Below are 17,605 nucleotides of genomic sequence, written 5' to 3' on the forward strand. Positions count from 1 at the left end.
ACGCGCTCACCTCAGGTTACAATTGACGGGATTGGTATTGAGGCGTGAACCTAGTTGCTGTTTTTCAAAACGGCAAGCGAGAGCAATAGAATATATCAACGAAATCAATTATTTAATCGATTTAAAGAAATTTATTTCTTTTTAAATCGGTTAGCCGAACGTTTTAATGCGCTTGATAATAGGCAGTTTTGAGGCATTGAGACGCGCCATCGAACAGGAAAGCAAATCGCCACCCTTTAACTTTGCCACAATTTGTTCCACCTTTCTCCTCATGAAGCGCATGGCGAGGGCTAGGGGTTGGCGAGAAGTCATTACCTGGAGATGCGCACGAAATGGCAATGGAGATGGACGGTATGCAGACAATCGCGCTCGTAGACGATGACCGGAATATTCTGACTTCGGTGTCGATCGCGCTCGAGGCGGAGGGCTACAAGGTCGAGACTTATACGGACGGCGCATCGGCGCTGGACGGTCTGGTCGCCCGCCCACCGCAGCTTGCCATTTTCGACATCAAGATGCCACGCATGGACGGCATGGAGCTTCTTCGCCGCCTGCGGCAGAAATCGGACCTTCCGGTTATCTTCCTCACCTCGAAGGATGAGGAAATCGATGAATTGTTTGGTCTCAAGATGGGCGCCGACGATTTCATCACCAAGCCGTTCTCGCAGCGCCTTCTGGTGGAGCGGGTGAAGGCCATTTTGCGCCGCGCCGGAAGCCGTGATCTTCAGGCGCCGGGCATGAAGCCTACGGCCGACCAGATCGCCGCCCGTACTTTGGAGCGCGGGCAACTGGCAATGGACCAGGAGCGGCATACCTGCACCTGGAAAGGCGAGCCCGTAACGCTTACTGTCACGGAGTTTCTTATTCTGCACTCGCTGGCCCAACGCCCCGGCGTTGTGAAGAGCCGCGATGCGCTGATGGATGCAGCCTATGACGAGCAGGTCTATGTCGACGACCGCACGATCGACAGCCACATCAAGCGACTGCGCAAGAAGTTCAAGATGGTTGACACGGATTTCGACATGATCGAAACGCTTTACGGTGTCGGCTATCGCTTCCGCGAAGCAGCCTGACGCGTCGCGTTACAACAGGTTAACTTGAAGCCACGACCGGGTCAGCGATAGACTGGCCCGGTGGAAGGATAAGACGTGGCAGACAGACTGCTCGAAAACCACGAAACGGAGACGGCACCGGCGAAGCCCAAGGCGCGCCGGCACTGGCCGCATGTCTTCACCATCATCCGGCGACTGTTTGGCCATGCCGTGTTTTCGAGCCTTACGCGGCGTATCCTATTCTTCAATATCGCCGCGACCGTCGTTCTTGTGGCCGGCATCCTCTACCTGAACCAATTCCGCGAGGGGCTAATTGACGCTCGCGTAGAAAGCCTTCTGACCCAGGGCGAGATCATTTCAGCCGCAATTTCGGCATCCGCCTCCGTCGACACGAATTCGATCACTATCGACCCCGAAAAGCTGCTGGAACTGCAAGCCGGGCAAAGCATCACGCCGGTGCCGAACGATGAGGATCTCGATTTTCCGATAGATCCGGAGCGCGTTGCGCCAGTACTTCGACGACTGATTTCTCCCACCAGAACACGCGCCCGCCTGTTCGATGCGGATGCCAACCTGCTACTCGATTCGCGGCATCTCTATTCCCGCGGACAGGTTCTTCGCTACGATCTGCCACCGGTCGAGAACGAGACGCAGACCTGGAGCGAGTGGATGTCGGGCATGTTCAACCGGCTGCTCCAGCCTGGCAACCTGCCGATCTACAAGGAAGCGCCGGGCGGCGATGGCTCGATCTATCCGGAAGTGATGAATGCGCTGACCGGTGTTCGCGGCGCGCTGGTGCGTATTACCGAGCGCGGCGAACTGATCGTTTCCGTCGCGGTTCCTGTCCAGCGCTTCCGGGCGGTTCTCGGCGTTTTGCTTCTGTCGACACAGGCCGGCGATATCGACAAGATCGTTCACGCCGAACGTCTTGCCATCATGCGCGTATTCGGCGTGGCGACGCTCGTTAATATCGTGCTGTCGCTGCTTCTGTCGTCAACCATCGCAAATCCGCTGCGCCGCCTTTCTGCGGCCGCCATCCGGGTGCGCCGCGGTGCCAAGCAGCGTGAGGAGATTCCGGACTTCTCCTATCGCCAGGATGAAATCGGCAACCTGTCCATCGCAGTGCGTGACATGACCAATGCGCTTTACGACCGCATTGACGCAATCGAGAGCTTTGCCGCCGATGTCAGCCACGAATTGAAGAACCCGCTGACCTCGCTGCGCAGCGCTGTCGAAACACTACCGCTGGCGAAATCCGAGGATTCGAAACGACGGCTGACGGAAATCATCTTCCATGACGTGCGCCGGCTGGATCGTCTCATCAGCGATATTTCCGATGCATCTCGTCTGGATGCGGAACTTGCTCGCACGGATTCGGCGCCGGTCGACATGGAGACACTGCTGAGCAATCTGGTCGATATTTCCCGGCAGATCCGCAGCGGGCGCAAACCCGTGGAAATCGATCTTGCAATCGATCACAAGGGCGGCGACCGCCATATCTATGTGGTCAACGGTCACGACCTGCGTCTCGGACAGATCGTCACCAACCTGATCGAGAATGCGCGCTCCTTCGTACCCGAGAAAGGCGGCCGGCTTTCCATCCGCCTCACCCGGAACAAGGACAAGGTAGTCATCACGATCGATGACAATGGCCCCGGCATCCAGGCTGAAAATATCGATCGGATTTTCGAGCGTTTCTACACAGACCGCCCGGACGGCGAGAGTTTCGGCCAGAATTCCGGCCTCGGGCTTTCCATCAGCCGGCAAATCGCAGAGGCGCATGGCGGCAGCCTGAAGGCGGAAAATCTGCACGGGAAAGCTCAGGAAACAACCGGTGCGCGCTTCACTCTTTCTCTTCCAGCAGGCAACGCAGCATGACCCGAAACGTCCACGGCACAGCCATTGTTGTGGGCGAACGCGGGCTGATCTTTCTCGGCCCATCGGGTATCGGCAAATCGATGATGGCATTTACCTGCCTCGCCATAGCCCGTCGCGCCAAGGCTTTTTCGGCGCTGATTTCGGATGACCAAGTTTTCCTCGACCAGAAGGATGGTCGGCTCGTTGCGACCTGCCCTCCGAGCATAACCGGGCAGATGGAGCTGCGCGGCAGCGGCATTGTTAAAATGGACCATGTCGCTTCTGCACCGCTCGACCTTGCCGTTCAATTGGTTTCAGTTGCCGCGACGGAACGGCTTCCGCCCGAAAACGAGTATTGGCAAATCGGCGATTTCGGCAGGCTGCCGCTTGTTAGAATTGCCGATAGGGCAGCAGATCCGTTGGCGATTATCGGCGCCCTCATGCCCGCCTGGAGGCAGGAAGCGCCTTTTTGGTGAGCGGCGCGCCCGATTTTTTGACTTGAACTTCATTTCCAGTTGGCGAAGATGGCATCCCGCCGCTTTACGGCACCAGTGCGTTACGATATGGGCCGCGAGCTTTGAAATCAGGGGGCGTATTTTCATGATCGGACTGGTGCTTGTCACCCATGGCAAGCTGGCTGAGGAGTTTAGACATGCAGTCGAGCATGTCGTCGGACCCCAGAAATTCATCGAAACCGTCTGTATTGGTCCCGAGGACGACATGGACCAGCGTCGGCAGGACATCGTCGATGCGGTTGCCCGCGCCAATGCAGGCAAGGGCGTCATCATCCTGACCGACATGTTTGGCGGTACGCCATCCAATCTTTCGATCTCCGTCATGGAAAGCGGCACGACCGAAGTGATCGCCGGCGTCAACCTGCCGATGCTGATCAAGCTTGCCGGCATACGCGGCGAGGACAATATGGAAAAGGCGCTGGCGGAAGCTTCTGAGGCCGGGCGCAAATATATCAACGTCGCCAGCCGCGTGCTGAGCGGCAAGTGAGAACATGAACCTTATGTCCGCCTCCTCCCGCCAATTCGTGATCGTCAACAAACGTGGGCTGCATGCCCGGGCATCCGCCAAGTTCGTCCAGATGGTTGAAGGTTTCGATGCGCAGGTCACTGTTTCAAAGGACGGTATGAGCGTCGGCGGTACGTCGATCATGGGCCTGATGATGCTGGCCGCGAGCACGGGCTGTTACATCGATGTTTCTGCCGAAGGCGTTCAGGCAGGAGAAGCGCTCGATGCGCTTGAGGCTCTGATCGCCAACAAATTCGGCGAAGAAGCCTGATTAACGACGTCACATAAACATATAAAGACCTCTTTATATCACCGTTGCAAGCGGCCGGGAAGCCTGCTACACCGCATGGGAGTTTTGAGCCAGCGGGGTACCGGTTATCCGGCTGTGCGCCATGCAACGTGATCGGAGAGCTTTATGAGCACTGAAAAGGACTACATCGTCGCGGATATCAACCTTGCCGCCTATGGCCGCAAGGAGCTCGACATTGCCGAGACGGAAATGCCGGGCCTGATGTCCTGCCGCTCCGAATTCGGCGCTTCCAAGCCGCTGAAGGGCGCGCGCATCTCCGGCTCGCTGCACATGACGATCCAGACGGCCGTGCTGATCGAGACGCTGAAGGAACTCGGCGCCGACATCCGCTGGGCCTCCTGCAACATCTTCTCGACCCAGGACCATGCCGCAGCCGCCATCGCGGCAGCCGGCATTCCGGTCTTTGCCGTTAAGGGTGAAAGCCTGACCGAGTACTGGGAATATACCGACAAGATCTTCCAGTGGACCGATGGCGGCACCTCCAACATGATCCTCGACGATGGCGGCGATGCCACCATGTATATCCTGCTCGGTGCACGTGCCGAAGCCGGCGAGGACGTTCTTACCAATCCGGGTTCGGAAGAAGAAGAAATCCTGTTCGCGCAGATCAACAAGCGTCTCAAGGCTTCGCCGGGCTGGTTCACCAAGCAGCGCGATGCGATCAAGGGCGTTACCGAAGAAACGACGACAGGCGTTCACCGCCTCTATGAACTCTCCAAGAAGGGCCTGCTGCCCTTCCCGGCGATCAACGTAAACGACTCGGTCACCAAGTCGAAGTTCGACAACAAGTATGGCTGCAAGGAATCGCTGGTCGATGGCATTCGTCGCGGCACCGACGTGATGATGGCCGGCAAGGTTGCCGTCGTCTGCGGCTACGGCGACGTCGGCAAGGGTTCCGCCGCTTCGCTGCAGGGCGCCGGCGCTCGCGTCAAGGTCACCGAAGTCGATCCGATCTGCGCGCTGCAGGCCGCCATGGACGGTTTTGAAGTCGTGCAGCTCGAAGACGTCGTTGCGACCGCCGACATCTTCATCACCACCACCGGCAACAAGGACGTCATCCGCATCGAGCATATGCGCGAGATGAAGGACATGGCGATCGTCGGCAATATCGGCCATTTCGACAACGAGATCCAGGTTGCGGCTCTGAAGAACCTCAAGTGGACCAACGTCAAGCCGCAGGTCGACATGATCGAGTTCCCGAAGGGTAACCGGATGATCCTTCTTTCTGAAGGCCGCCTGTTGAACCTCGGCAACGCAACCGGGCACCCGTCCTTCGTCATGTCCGCTTCGTTCACCAACCAGACGCTGGCCCAGATCGAGCTATTCACCAAGCAGGACGAGTACAAGAACGAGGTCTATATTCTGCCGAAGCATCTCGACGAGAAGGTCGCGCGCCTGCATCTCGACAAGCTCGGTGTGAAGCTTTCGACGCTTTCCGACGAACAGGCCGCCTATATCGGCGTGTCCGCCCAGGGTCCGTTCAAGGCAGACCACTACCGCTACTAATCACTAGCCGGTTAATCCACAACATCTTGTAGCCGCAGCCTTGACAAAAGGCTGCGGCTTCTTTTTTGCCGTCCCCCTTTCCGCCCCTCTGCCGAACACGTATTGTTTTGGGACTTGATTCGACCTCTCGGCCATTCGGCTTCGGGCAAGGTGCGAAGTGGTATGTCTTGTCGATGAGCGGCAATTGGACGGAGACACACCGGTCATGGCGGTAAAAAAAACGAGCCTGTTAAAGCAGGCCGATCCAGTTTCTGGCTTGCGCATGCGCGCTTTTGGAAACCCGTATTTCGCGAACAGCGGATACGGCAGAAAAACCTATATCCGGCTTAAGCGGATCGCCCGTTCCCTTCTTTCCGGGACTGCGCTGGTCGCATTGCCTACGGCTGCCTTCGCGCAAGAAGAAACGGCTGTCCAGCTGTTCTCTTCGGCACAGGTCATCATCGTCTCCTCGGTCGTCATCGGTGCGCTGGGTGCTGCGCTGCTTTCGACCGTCTGGCTGGTGCGCCAGCGCGGCAATATGGAAGTCGAGACGGAAGAAATGCGCGGCGCGTTATCGGAAGCGCAGCAGCGAATCTCGAAATATGAAGCACTGATCGCCGACAAGAACCGGCGGATCGTCGTGTGGGAAAGCGGCTCGCCAAAGGCTGAATTCCTCGGTCACCTCCCCGTCGAGACGGGTGCTCCGCAGGCAGATCGGGAATTCCTCGCTTTCGGCCGTTGGCTTCGTCCCGGCTCGGCTGCGGAACTCGAAAAGGCGATCGACGAGCTCAGGAGCCATGCGCGCAGCTTCGACATGGTGATCGAGACGGCCAGAGACGAGGTGCTAGAGGTCCAAGGCCGAGTTTCGGGCGGCAAGGCATTCGTGCGTTTCCTCGCACTCAACAATCTCAGGGCAGAACTTGCCGAGTTAAAGATCGAGCGTGATCGGCTGGGAAGCTCGATCTCGATGTTCGAATCGCTTCTCGACACGATCGAGCAGCCGGTCTGGCGCCGTGATGGCCAGGGCAAGCTTGCCTGGGTCAACCATGCCTATGGCGAGGCGGTCGACGCGATAAGCTCCGCACGCGCTGTGGAAGAAGGCCGCGAACTGCTCGGAACGGTCAGCCGCGAAATGATCCGGGCAAAGGCCACCGTCACATCGCCTTTCCATGACCGGCTTTCGACCGTCGTTCACGGCAATCGAACCGTGCTGGATGTCGTCGATGTGGTGACGACCGAAGGTTCGGCCGGCATGGCGATCGACGTTTCCGAAGCAGAGGCCGTGCGCGAGGAACTGAAGCGGACGCTGAAAAGCCATGCCGAAACGCTCGACCATCTGGCAACGCCGGTGGCGATCTTCGACAGCCAGCGCCGCCTGCAATTCTACAACCAGGCCTTCATGCAGCTCTGGGACCTGGACCTGCCGTTCCTCGAATCAAAGCCGGACAATAGCGAACTGCTGGACAAGCTGCGCACCAACGGCAAGCTGCCGGAACAGCTGAACTGGCGGAACTGGAAGGATACGGCGCTTGCCGTCTACCAGTCGCTCGATACCAAGACCGATACCTGGCATCTGCCGAACGGCCAGACGCTGCGCGTCATCGCCACGGCCCACCCGCAGGGCGGTGCGACCTGGGTGTTCGAAAACCTTACCGAACAAGTGGATCTCGAAGCACGCTACAACACGCTGGTGCGCGTCCAGGGCGAGACGATCGATCATCTGACCGAAGGTGTTGCGGTATTTGGCCCTGATGGCCGCATCCGGCTGTCGAACCCGGCCTTCCGGGCACTCTGGGGCATTACCGCCGAACAGGCGGAACCCGGCACCCATATCAAGACGATCGAGGCTGCATGCGCCGCATCCTATGCCGAGCCGGATGGCTGGCGCAGGTTTGCCCAGGCGCTCACCGCTTTTGACGACGAGAGACCAACGCTCGACGGCAAGTTCCAGCTTTATACGGGCCTGATCCTCGATTATGCGGTGACGCCCCTGCCGAACGCCCAGACGATGCTGACCTTTGTCGACAAGACGGCCAGCGTGCAGGCGGAAAAGGCGCTGAAGGAAAAGAACGAGGCGCTGCGCAAGGCCGACGAGCTCAAGAACGATTTCGTCCAGCACGTTTCCTACGAGCTGCGTTCGCCGCTGACCAATATCATCGGCTTTACCGACCTTCTGAAGACGCCCGGTATCGGATCGTTGAACGACCGGCAGGCCGAATATATCGACCATATCTCCACCTCGTCTTCGGTTCTGCTCACCATCGTCAACGACATTCTCGATCTCGCAACCGTCGATGCCGGTATCATGGAGCTGAACTATTCGGAGCTGGCGATCGAGGACCTGTTGGACGACGTGGCGATGCAGATCGCCGACCGGCTGCAGGAAAACAACATGACGCTGGAAATCATCGCTCCCGCTGGCATGGGAACGATCGTGGCGGACCAGCAGCGGTTAAAGCAAATCCTTATCAAGCTTCTGACCAATGCGACGAATTTCTCGCCGGAGAACTCGACGATCACGCTCAACTGCTGGCGCGATGCAGCGAACGTGTTCTTCTCGGTGCGCGATCGCGGCCCCGGCATTCCTCCGGACATGCTGAAAACCGTGTTCGACCGCTTCAAGGCTCAGGCCAAGGATGGCAAGCGCAGCGGTGCGGGCCTCGGCCTTTCGATCGTCGAAAGCTTTGTCCACCTGCATAATGGCGATGTCTCGATCGACAGCCGTGCAGGTGACGGCACCACCGTCACCTGCCGCATCCCAGCCGTTTCCTCATTCCACTCGGTCGCGGCCGAATGAGTGACGGCCAGTCGCTGACGCTGATCCTTGCCGGTGAGCGGGACACGATAGAGTTCGGCGAGGATCTGGCACTGGCGCTGAAGCCGGGCGATTGCGTGGCGCTTTCGGGCGATCTCGGCGCCGGTAAATCGACCTTTGCCCGGGCGCTGATCCGTGCAGTGGCCGATGACGTCGATCTGGAAGTGCCGAGCCCGACCTTCACGCTCGTGCAATCCTATGACGAGCTGCGCATACCGATCGCGCATTTCGATCTCTATCGGCTGAGCGACTCCTCCGAGCTGGACGAGCTCGGTTTCGACGAAGCGCTGTCATCCGGTATCTGCCTTGTCGAATGGCCGGAAATGGCCGGCGATCTTTTGCCCGCCGACCGGATCGTGATGAAGTTGGAGCATGAGGGCACGGGACGCCGGGTGACGATCACGGCGCCGGCCCCTGCCCTTTCGCGCGTCCGGCGCGTGCTGTCGATTCGCGAATTTCTCAATACACGTGGTTATGCCGGTGCGACGCGGCGGTTTCTGACCGGCGACGCCTCGATGCGGGCTTATGAGAGTGTTGCGACCGCGACCGGCGAAACACTGGTGCTGATGGACTGGCCGAAGCGGCCGGAAGGTCCGCCGGTTCTGGATGGCAAGCCCTATCCGAAAGTCGCCCATATTGCCGAGGATGCCTATCCTTTCGTGGCGATTTCGCAGTATCTGCGCGGCATCGGCCTGACGGCGCCGGAAGTTCTGGAGGTGGATTACGAGCAAGGAATCCTGCTTCTCGAAAATCTCGGCCAGGAAGGCGTACTGGATGAAGACGGCTGGCCGATCGAGGATCGGTATCGCGAAAGCGTCGTTTGCCTGGGTTATCTACACAGCCACGCGATGAAGCAGGATCTGCCGATCAAAGGCGGCCCCACCCATCACGTGCCGGATTTCGATCCGACGGCGATGAAGATGGAGGCCCGGCTTCTGCTCGACTGGTATCTGCCTTGGAAGCGCGGTGAACAACCGAGCGAGGAAGAGCGGCAGGACTATCTGGCGATCTGGGACGGGCTGATCGGCGAACTTCAGAGCGCGGAGAAGAACCTGCTGCTGCGTGATTTCCATTCGCCCAATATCATCTGGCAGCCGCAGCAGGCCGGTGTGCGCCGCGTCGGGCTGATCGATTTTCAGGACGCAATGATCGGGCCGACGGCTTACGATCTTGCCTCGATCGTGCAGGATGCGCGTGTCGATATCCCGAAGGCGCTGGCCGACCAGATGATGATCGACTATCTGACGCTACGCCGTTCGCTGGGTAGTTTCGATGAAGCCTCTTTCCTCAAATCCTGGGCGATCATGGCGGCGCAGCGGAACTGCAAGCTTGTCGGGTTGTGGGTACGACTGAAGGAGCGCGATGGTGTCCCTCACTACCTGAGGCACATGCCGCGCACATTGCGTCATCTTTCCACGGCGCTTGCCCACGAGGCGCTCGCCCCCTTGCGCGATTGGTGCGTGCGGGCTGGAATAGACTTTTCCGAATCATAAATACGGCTTCGATGATGACTTTGGTTCCACTCACGCAGGCCGTCGTGCTTGCCGCCGGACTTGGCACGCGCCTGAGGCCGATCACCGATACGATGCCGAAACCTCTGGTGCCGGTCGCCGGAAAACCGATGATCGATTACGGGCTCGATGCGCTGGCTGATGCGGGCGTGACCCGCGCTGTCGTCAACGTGCATCATTTCGCCGACCGGATGGAAGCGCATCTTTCAGCCTATCCGCGGCTCGACATCCTCATTTCCGACGAGCGCGCAGCGCTGATGAATTCTGGCGGAGGCCTCAAGAAAGGTCTCGCGCTGCTCGATCCCGGCATCGTCTATGTGATGAATGCCGATCTTTTCTGGATCGGCGAGACGCCGGGCGCTCCTACCAACCTGCAGAAATTAGCCGGATTCTTCGATCCCGAGCGGATGGACATGGCGCTACTCTGCGTGCCGCTGGACCGCACGACCGGCCATAACGGCAAGAAGGATTTTCAGCTCGATGCGGACGGTCGGCTGAGCCGGTATGTCGATGGCGACAACCCTGTCGTCTATGCCGGCGCGATCGTGCTGCATTCCTCACTGCTTGAGGACGCCCCGGATGATGCTTTCAACCTCAACATCTATTTCGACAGGGCGATCGCCAGGGGCCGGCTTTTCGGTCTCGTCATGGATGGCGAATGGATTACGGTGGGAACGCCGCAAGCGCTTCCAGAGGCCGAGGCTGTGATTGCCCGCCATTCGGAAAAGGTGTGACCCATGCCGGCTGAACGGCGAATTTTCTCGATCCCGTCAGGCGTGCCATTCCTGAAGACGCTGGCCGCCGCACTTTGCGACGGGCGGCTGAACGAGGATTTTCGCTACGATCCTGCCGATCCGCTATCGCTGGCCGATGTGACGATCTTCGTGCCGACGAGGCGTTCGGCCCGTGTGTTGCGCTCGGAATTCGTCGATCTGCTTGGCGGTCGCGCCGCCATCCTGCCGGTGATCCGGCCGCTTGGCGAAACGGACGATGACAGCGGCTTTTTCGATCTGGTTGCGCCGGAAGAAATGGATATGGCGCTGCCGATCGGCGGGACATCCCGGCTGCTCGAGCTTGGCCGGCTGATCCTTGCCTGGCGCAATCAGTTGCCGAAGATCGTGCTCGACGTGCATTCGGAATCGCCGCTCGTGGCGCCGGCAAGCCCGGCCGATGCGATATGGCTTGCCAGAGCGCTTGCCGAACTGCTCGATGCAATCGAAACGGAAGAACGCGACTGGGCGGATCTCGACAACCTGCAGACCGGCGAACATGCGCTCTGGTGGCAACTGACCGCCGAATTTCTGAAGATCGCCAGCGCCTTCTGGCCTGCCCGGCTGGAGGAATTAAAACGTTCCTCCCCTGCCAAACATCGCGCCGCGATCCTCAGAAGCGAAGCACGGCGGATCGGTGAGCGAGAGCATAGGGGGCCTGTGGTCGTTGCCGGATCGACGGGCTCGGTGCCGGCGGCAGCAGAGTTGATCGCGGCGATCTCCCGCCTGCCGAATGGCACGGTCGTGCTTCCGGGCCTCGACACATCCATGCCGGATGACCAGTGGGCGACTGTCGAAGAGGAAACGTTCGACGGCAAGCCCGACCCCGCCAGCCGCAGCCATTCGCAATTCGGGCTTTCCAAGCTGTTGAAGAAGATCGGTGCCGTGCGGGATGATGTCGGGATCATCGGAGAGGTACCAGTCGATCTGGCGTTTCGGGCGGCTGCGATCTCGCAGGCGCTGGTGCCGGCGAAGGCGACCGACCGCTGGAGCGAGTGGCGCGACGATGCGGATATCGAGGCGCTTGGTGCGGCCTTTGCCGATGTCTCCCTGATCGAGGCGGCCAATGAGCGGGAGGAAGCAGTCGCGATTGCCATCGCGCTTCGGCTGGCGCTGCAGAAACCCGGCCGCAATGGCAATGCGGCACAAGCGGCGCTGATCACGCCCGACCGTGCGCTTGGCCGGCGGGTGACGGCGGAGCTTGCACGCTTCGGCATCCTTGCCGACGATTCGGCCGGCTCGGCGCTTTCCGGCACGCCACAGGGAACGTTGACCCAGCTTCTGTTGGAAGCGGCACTTCGGCCGGGCGATCCGGTGGCGATTGTCGGCCTGATGAAACATCCGCTGATGCGGCTTGGCCTGCCGGTTGCCGAGCTCAAGACCGCGATCGATGCGCTCGAGGTTCTGGCGCTTCGCGGTGGTGTCGGGGAGATGGATATTTCGACGCTCGAACCGCTGCTCGAAACCCAGCTGACGGCACATGCCGATAACCGGCATACGCCGCATTGGATAGGTTCTCTGCCCGAGGACGCGATCGACATGGCACGGGACGTCGCTCGGCGTATCACGCAGGCGGTCGAACCTCTGGTCAGTTCTTTCGTTCGCCGGCGCGCGGATGGTCGCGGGCTGACGGCAAAGCTGCCGCTTTCCGAATGGGCGAGCCGAACCGGCAAGGCGCTGGAGGCGATTGCGATCGACGAACGTGGCGATCTGGCCACTCTGTGGTCCGGCGAGGCGGGTGAGCAGCTTTCCGGCTTGCTTGCCGAGGTGATGGAGACAGACGGGCAGATCGATGCCGATGGCCCGCAATGGATCGACATCGTCATGGCGCTGACGACAGGCGGGGCCGTAAAACCCCGATCGCTTGCGCATCCGCGGGTGTTCATCTTCGGTACGCTGGAAGCGCGGCTGCAGAGCGTCGACACGATGATCCTCGGCGGGTTGAACGAAGGATCGTGGCCGGGGCAGACGGTCAACAACCCGTTCCTGTCCCGCTCGATGAAAACCGATATGGGGCTGGAGCCGCCGGAGCGGCGGATCGGCCAGCTGGCGCATGACTTCGAAATGGCCTGCGGCACCCGCAACCTGATCTTTTCACGCTCGCTACGCCAGGGCGCGACGCCGACGGTTGCTTCCCGCTGGCTGCAGCGATTGCTGGCGCTGGGGGGCAAGGCTTTTGCCGACGGGTTGAAAGCGCGCGGCGAAGATTTTCGCCACTGGGCTTCACTGATCGACAAGGGAGAGGACCAGAAGCCGGCGAAGCGCCCTGCCCCGAGACCGCCGGCGGAATTGCAACCGGTTAAATATTCCTTCAGCGAGGTCGGCCGGTTGCGGCGTGACCCCTATTCCGTTTACGCCCGACGCATCCTGAAACTCGATCCGCTTTCGCCGTTCAACGAAGACCCCGGCGCTTCGCAGCGCGGAACGCTCTATCACGCGATCATTGACCGCTACACCCGTGAAGGCCACAAGCCGGGCAGCAATGTTTCACGTGAATCCATGATGCGGATCACGCAGGAGCTGTTCGACGCCGAGCAATTGCCGCCGCATATCGACCGGGTCTGGCGGCCGCGTTTTGTCGAAGTGGCGAAGGCATTTCTTGACTGGGAAGAGAAACGTGCGCCGGAAGTGCGTAGCACGGTGACGGAAGCCGGGGCCGGTTTTAAGGTCGAGACGGCAGGAATAAGGGTGACCGGTATTGCCGACCGGATCGATCTGATGCGCTCAGGGACTGCCGACATTATCGACTACAAGACAGGCTTGAGCCCATCCGTGTCACAGGCGCGGGCGCTGCTCGACCCGCAGCTTGCACTGGAGGCGGCAGCACTTCAGGCAGGCGCGTTCAAGGCGATGGGCGTTCAGCAGCCGGGCGATCTTCTTTACGTGCGGTTGCGGCCTGGGGACCGGTTCAGGTCGGAGCGGGTGAACAACGAGGGGTCTTCCGCCAGTGCCAAGAAACAGCCGAAATCGGCAATCGATCTGGCGCAGGATTCGATCGATCAGCTGACCAGGTTCGTGCTGAAACTGCGAAGCGGCGATGCCGGTTTTGCCTCGCGGCTAGTGCCGTTTGCGCAGGGCGATTTCGGTGGTGAATATGACCACCTCGCCCGGGTCGCGGAATGGTCGACGGCGGATGATGACGGAGAGGGTGAAGCCGATGAGTGAGATCCTCACCGATGAATTGCAAAAGGGCGATGATCTGCCGAGCGGCAACGAGCCGAAGCAGTGGATCGACTGGACGACGGTGCAGCAATCGCGCGCTTCCGATCCGGCAAGTTCGGCCTGGGTTTCGGCCAATGCCGGTTCGGGCAAGACGCACGTTCTGACCCAGCGGGTGATAAGGCTGCTTTTGGCCGGTTGCCGCCCCTCCTCCATTCTGTGCCTCACCTATACCAAGGCTGCGGCATCGGAAATGTCGAACCGGGTGTTCCAGCGGCTGTCCGAATGGACCGTGCTTTCCGACGAGGAGTTGCGCAATCGGATAACCGGCATCGAAGGTCATGAGCCGGATTCGGCCAAGCTGGCTGAGGCGCGGCGGCTGTTTGCCAAGGCGCTGGAGACGCCGGGCGGGTTGAAGATCCAGACGATCCACGCGTTCTGCGAAGCGCTGCTGCATCAGTTTCCGCTGGAGGCCAATGTCGCGGGGCATTTCTCCGTACTCGACGACCGGGCGGCTTCGGCGCTTCTGGCAGAGGCGCGGCGTTCACTTCCGACCGCCACCTCTGCTGAAGACGACGCTGATCTGGCGGAGGCCTTTGCGCATGTGCTCGATCTCGGCGACGAGTTCGGGCTGGAAACGCTGCTTTCCGACATCGTGGCCAACCGCACGGCGATCCGGCGTTTCACAGCGCATGCGGAGCGTCATGACGGGATCGGCCCCGCACTCAAGCGGATGCTGGGGCTTGATGCAAGCGATACGGAAGAAAGTATCGCCGGCAGCTACTGGCCACTTCCGGGGCTGTCGGGCCTCACCCTCGATCTCTATCTCTCGCTGGCCGACCAGAGTGGTGGAGCCAAGGTGACCGATGTCGCCTATGGCCTGCGGGTGGTGATGAAGGAGCCGGATGCCTTCAAGCGGGCCGACTATCTGGAATCGATCTTTCTGACCGCCAAGGGCACGGTCAAGGCCGACAGTTCTCTGGTTGCCAAGGCGATGTTGAAGCCAGCGCCGGAGCTTTCGGCGGCAATCGATGCAGCGCGGAACCACGTGTTTGCATGCCGTGACCGGCTGCGGCTGATCCGGATGTTTTCGGCAACCAGGGCGGCGTTGACGCTGGCGGCACGGCTGACCGAGGACTATGAGGAGCTGAAGAGAAGGCGCAGCCTGCTCGACTTCGAGGACCTGATTGCGCGCACCGCCGATCTTCTGACCCGCGACGGGGTTGGCGCCTGGGTGCATTACAAGCTCGATCAGGGCATCGATCATATTCTCGTCGACGAGGCGCAGGATACCAGTCCGATCCAGTGGACGGTAATCAAGTCGCTGGCGGAGGATTTCTATTCCGGCACCAGCGCCCGTGAAACGCTGCGGACGATCTTTGCGGTGGGCGACGAGAAACAATCGATCTATTCGTTCCAGGGCGCGCGGCCGGAGCGGTTTGCCGAGGAGCGCAGCGCGACGCAGAAACAGGTGCGCGGCAGTGGCCAGCCGTTTCACGCAATCCGCCTGCCGCTGTCCTTTCGTTCCACTGCGGATGTGCTCTCCGCCGTCGACCAGGTGTTTTCGCTAGAGGAGAATGCCAAGGGGCTTTCTGCGATCGGCGATGCGGTGCAGCACCGGTCCAACCGGATGGGTCATGCCGGGGCCGTCGATCTGTGGGATGTGGTTGCGCCGGAAGTGTCCGAACAGGAAGAGGACTGGACGGCACCTTTCGATTCGACGCCGGACAAGGCGCCGGCTGCCATTCTGGCAGCACGGATCGCCGACAGGATCGGCGAGATGATCGGTCGTGAAACGGTGATCGAGAAGGGCGTGGAACGTCCGATCGAGCCGGGTGACATTCTGGTTCTGGTGCGCAAGCGCGATGCCTTCGTCAATGCGCTGACACGAGCGTTGAAGCGACGTGACAACATTCCGGTGGCAGGGGCCGACAGACTTCGGTTGACCAGCCATATCGCGGTGCAGGACCTGCTCGCGCTCGGGCGTTTCATGCTGTTGCCGCAGGACGATCTTTCTCTGGCGGCGCTTTTGAAGAGCCCGTTGTTTGATCTTTCCGAAGAGGATGTTTTCGAGGTCGCGGCGTTGCGGCCCGAAAATACCAGTGCATGGGTGCGGCTTCTTGAACTCGCAGAAGAACAGCCGCTGCGGTTCCATGATGCGGCGGACAGGTTGCAGCATCTGCTGGCACTTTCGCGGATGCTGAGCCCGCATGATCTTTTTGCGCGGATCCTCGGGCAATATGGCGGGCGGCGAAGATTTCTCGGGCGGCTTGGCACAGAGGCCGGAGACATTCTCGACGAGTTCCTGACCTTTGCGCTGGACCATGAAACATCCGGCCTGCCCGGATTGCAGGCTTTCGTTTCAACGCTGGAGCTGGAAAGCCCGGAGGTGAAACGCGAGCAGGATGGCGGGCGCAACGAGGTGCGGATCATGACCGTGCATGCCTCCAAGGGGCTTGAGGCGCCGGTCGTGTTTCTCGTCGACAGCAATTCGAAATCCTTCATCTCCTCGCATGTGCCGAAATTCCGGTTTCTGAAAACCGCGCAGGGCGATGTTCCGGCATGGCTGCCGGGCAAGACGCTTTCGAACGCACTGACCGGTGCAGACGAAGAGCGGCTGAAGACGCTTTCCGAAGAAGAGTATCGGCGGCTGCTTTATGTCGGCATGACGCGCGCGGCCGACCGGCTGATCGTCTGCGGCTATCGCGGCGTTCGCGACAATCCGGAGAGCTGGCAGGCTATGATTTCGCGGGCGCTTTCGCTCGACGAAGAGCATTGCAGCACCGCCACGTTCAGTGGGCCGGATGGCGAATGGAGCGGGTTGAAATGGCGGTTGCCGGTTACCGGCGGAAGTGTCGAGCGGGCGGAGCGCGAAGAACACAAGGCGACGGAAAGGCCGGGCCTGCCGGGCGACCTCTCACGCCCCCTGCCCCCGCAAAAAATATTGCCCCGACCACTCAGCCCATCCGGCGCCGGCGTGATGATCGATGACGATGCGGATGATCTGATCGTCACCTCTCCCCTGTTCGCCGACAAGGCAACGGCGAGCCTGGCGCTGCAGAAGGGCAAGCTGGTTCACCGCATGCTGCAGATGCTGACGGAGTTTTCCGATGGCGAACGTGAAACGGCCGCCAATCGTTATGCCGAGCGGGCCGCGCGCTTCTGGCCGAAGGCCGAGCGGGAAAAGCTGGTCGAGAGCGTCATGTCGGTGCTTTCACACTCCGGCCTCGCGCCGGTGTTTTCCGCCCGCAGCCAGGCGGAAGTGTCGATCATGGGAACACTTCATCTGGAAGGGCAGGACTATGCGATCTCGGGGCGGATCGACCGGCTGGTGGAGATGGACGACCGGGTGATCATTCTCGACTACAAGACCAACCGGAAATCGCCGGCGGAAGTTGAGACCGTGCCGCTGACGCATCGGGCGCAGCTTGCCATCTATCGCGAGATATTGAAGCCGCTTTATCCCGGCAAGCAGGTCGACTGCGTGCTGGTCTATACCGAGACGGCAACAGTCATGACATTACCTGTCGAGCTGATGTCGCGCTCGCTTGCGGAGCTCAAGACAAAGTGACATGACGGACATTGAAAATGATCGATGCCGATCTCACATTTGCAGCAACGAAGAA

Annotated in this window: 11 protein-coding genes; all 11 read left to right on the plus strand. The window is 60.4% G+C overall.

The features are described 5' to 3' along the window. The first annotated feature begins 353 nt into the window (after positions 1-353). The 11 genes from MRBLMR1_RS28390 (at position 354) to addA (ending at position 17,550) form a co-directional block, all read left to right on the plus strand. Positions 354-1,073 (plus strand): response regulator transcription factor, encoded by a 720-nt coding sequence (locus MRBLMR1_RS28390; RefSeq protein ID WP_112511969.1) that lies wholly within the window; start codon positions 354-356, stop codon positions 1,071-1,073. Positions 1,074-1,160: 87 nt separating this feature from the next. Then, positions 1,161-2,930 (plus strand): sensor histidine kinase, encoded by a 1,770-nt coding sequence (locus tag MRBLMR1_RS28395; RefSeq protein WP_148143874.1) that lies wholly within the window; start codon positions 1,161-1,163, stop codon positions 2,928-2,930. Then, positions 2,927-3,385, plus strand: coding sequence for an HPr kinase/phosphorylase (locus MRBLMR1_RS28400; RefSeq protein ID WP_148143844.1), 459 nt, complete (start codon positions 2,927-2,929; stop codon positions 3,383-3,385). Before MRBLMR1_RS28395 ends, MRBLMR1_RS28400 begins: the two co-directional genes overlap by 4 nt. Positions 3,386-3,509: 124 nt before the next feature. Next, entirely contained in the window at positions 3,510-3,911 is a 402-nt protein-coding gene (locus MRBLMR1_RS28405; RefSeq protein ID WP_112459233.1) for a PTS sugar transporter subunit IIA, read from the plus strand. A 13-nt stretch (positions 3,912-3,924) separates the two neighbouring features. Then, positions 3,925-4,200, plus strand: a complete 276-nt coding sequence (locus MRBLMR1_RS28410) for an HPr family phosphocarrier protein (protein WP_148143873.1) — start codon at positions 3,925-3,927, stop codon at positions 4,198-4,200. Between the two features lie 144 nt (positions 4,201-4,344). Beyond that, entirely contained in the window at positions 4,345-5,745 is a 1,401-nt protein-coding gene (gene ahcY / locus MRBLMR1_RS28415) for an adenosylhomocysteinase (protein ID WP_148143843.1), read from the plus strand. A gap of 205 nt (positions 5,746-5,950) precedes the next feature. Beyond that, positions 5,951-8,521: an ATP-binding protein gene (locus MRBLMR1_RS28420; RefSeq protein ID WP_500067056.1), complete on the plus strand. Its 2,571-nt coding sequence runs from the start codon at positions 5,951-5,953 to the stop codon at positions 8,519-8,521. Further along, positions 8,518-10,032 (plus strand): tRNA (adenosine(37)-N6)-threonylcarbamoyltransferase complex ATPase subunit type 1 TsaE, encoded by a 1,515-nt coding sequence (tsaE, locus tag MRBLMR1_RS28425; protein WP_500067057.1) that lies wholly within the window; start codon positions 8,518-8,520, stop codon positions 10,030-10,032. Before MRBLMR1_RS28420 ends, tsaE begins: the two co-directional genes overlap by 4 nt. Positions 10,033-10,046: 14 nt before the next feature. Continuing rightward, entirely contained in the window at positions 10,047-10,784 is a 738-nt protein-coding gene (locus MRBLMR1_RS28430) for a nucleotidyltransferase family protein (RefSeq protein ID WP_148143840.1), read from the plus strand. Positions 10,785-10,787: 3 nt separating this feature from the next. Next, positions 10,788-13,985, plus strand: coding sequence for a double-strand break repair protein AddB (addB, locus tag MRBLMR1_RS28435; protein WP_183686858.1), 3,198 nt, complete (start codon positions 10,788-10,790; stop codon positions 13,983-13,985). Beyond that, on the plus strand, positions 13,978-17,550 hold the full coding sequence (addA, locus tag MRBLMR1_RS28440; protein WP_500067058.1) for a double-strand break repair helicase AddA: 3,573 nt from the start codon (positions 13,978-13,980) through the stop codon (positions 17,548-17,550). Before addB ends, addA begins: the two co-directional genes overlap by 8 nt. Positions 17,551-17,605: the final 55 nt, after the last annotated feature.

Origin of the sequence: Neorhizobium sp. LMR1-1-1.1 (assembly GCF_040675795.1) — a bacterium.
GTDB lineage: Bacteria > Pseudomonadota > Alphaproteobacteria > Rhizobiales > Rhizobiaceae > Neorhizobium > Neorhizobium cellulosilyticum.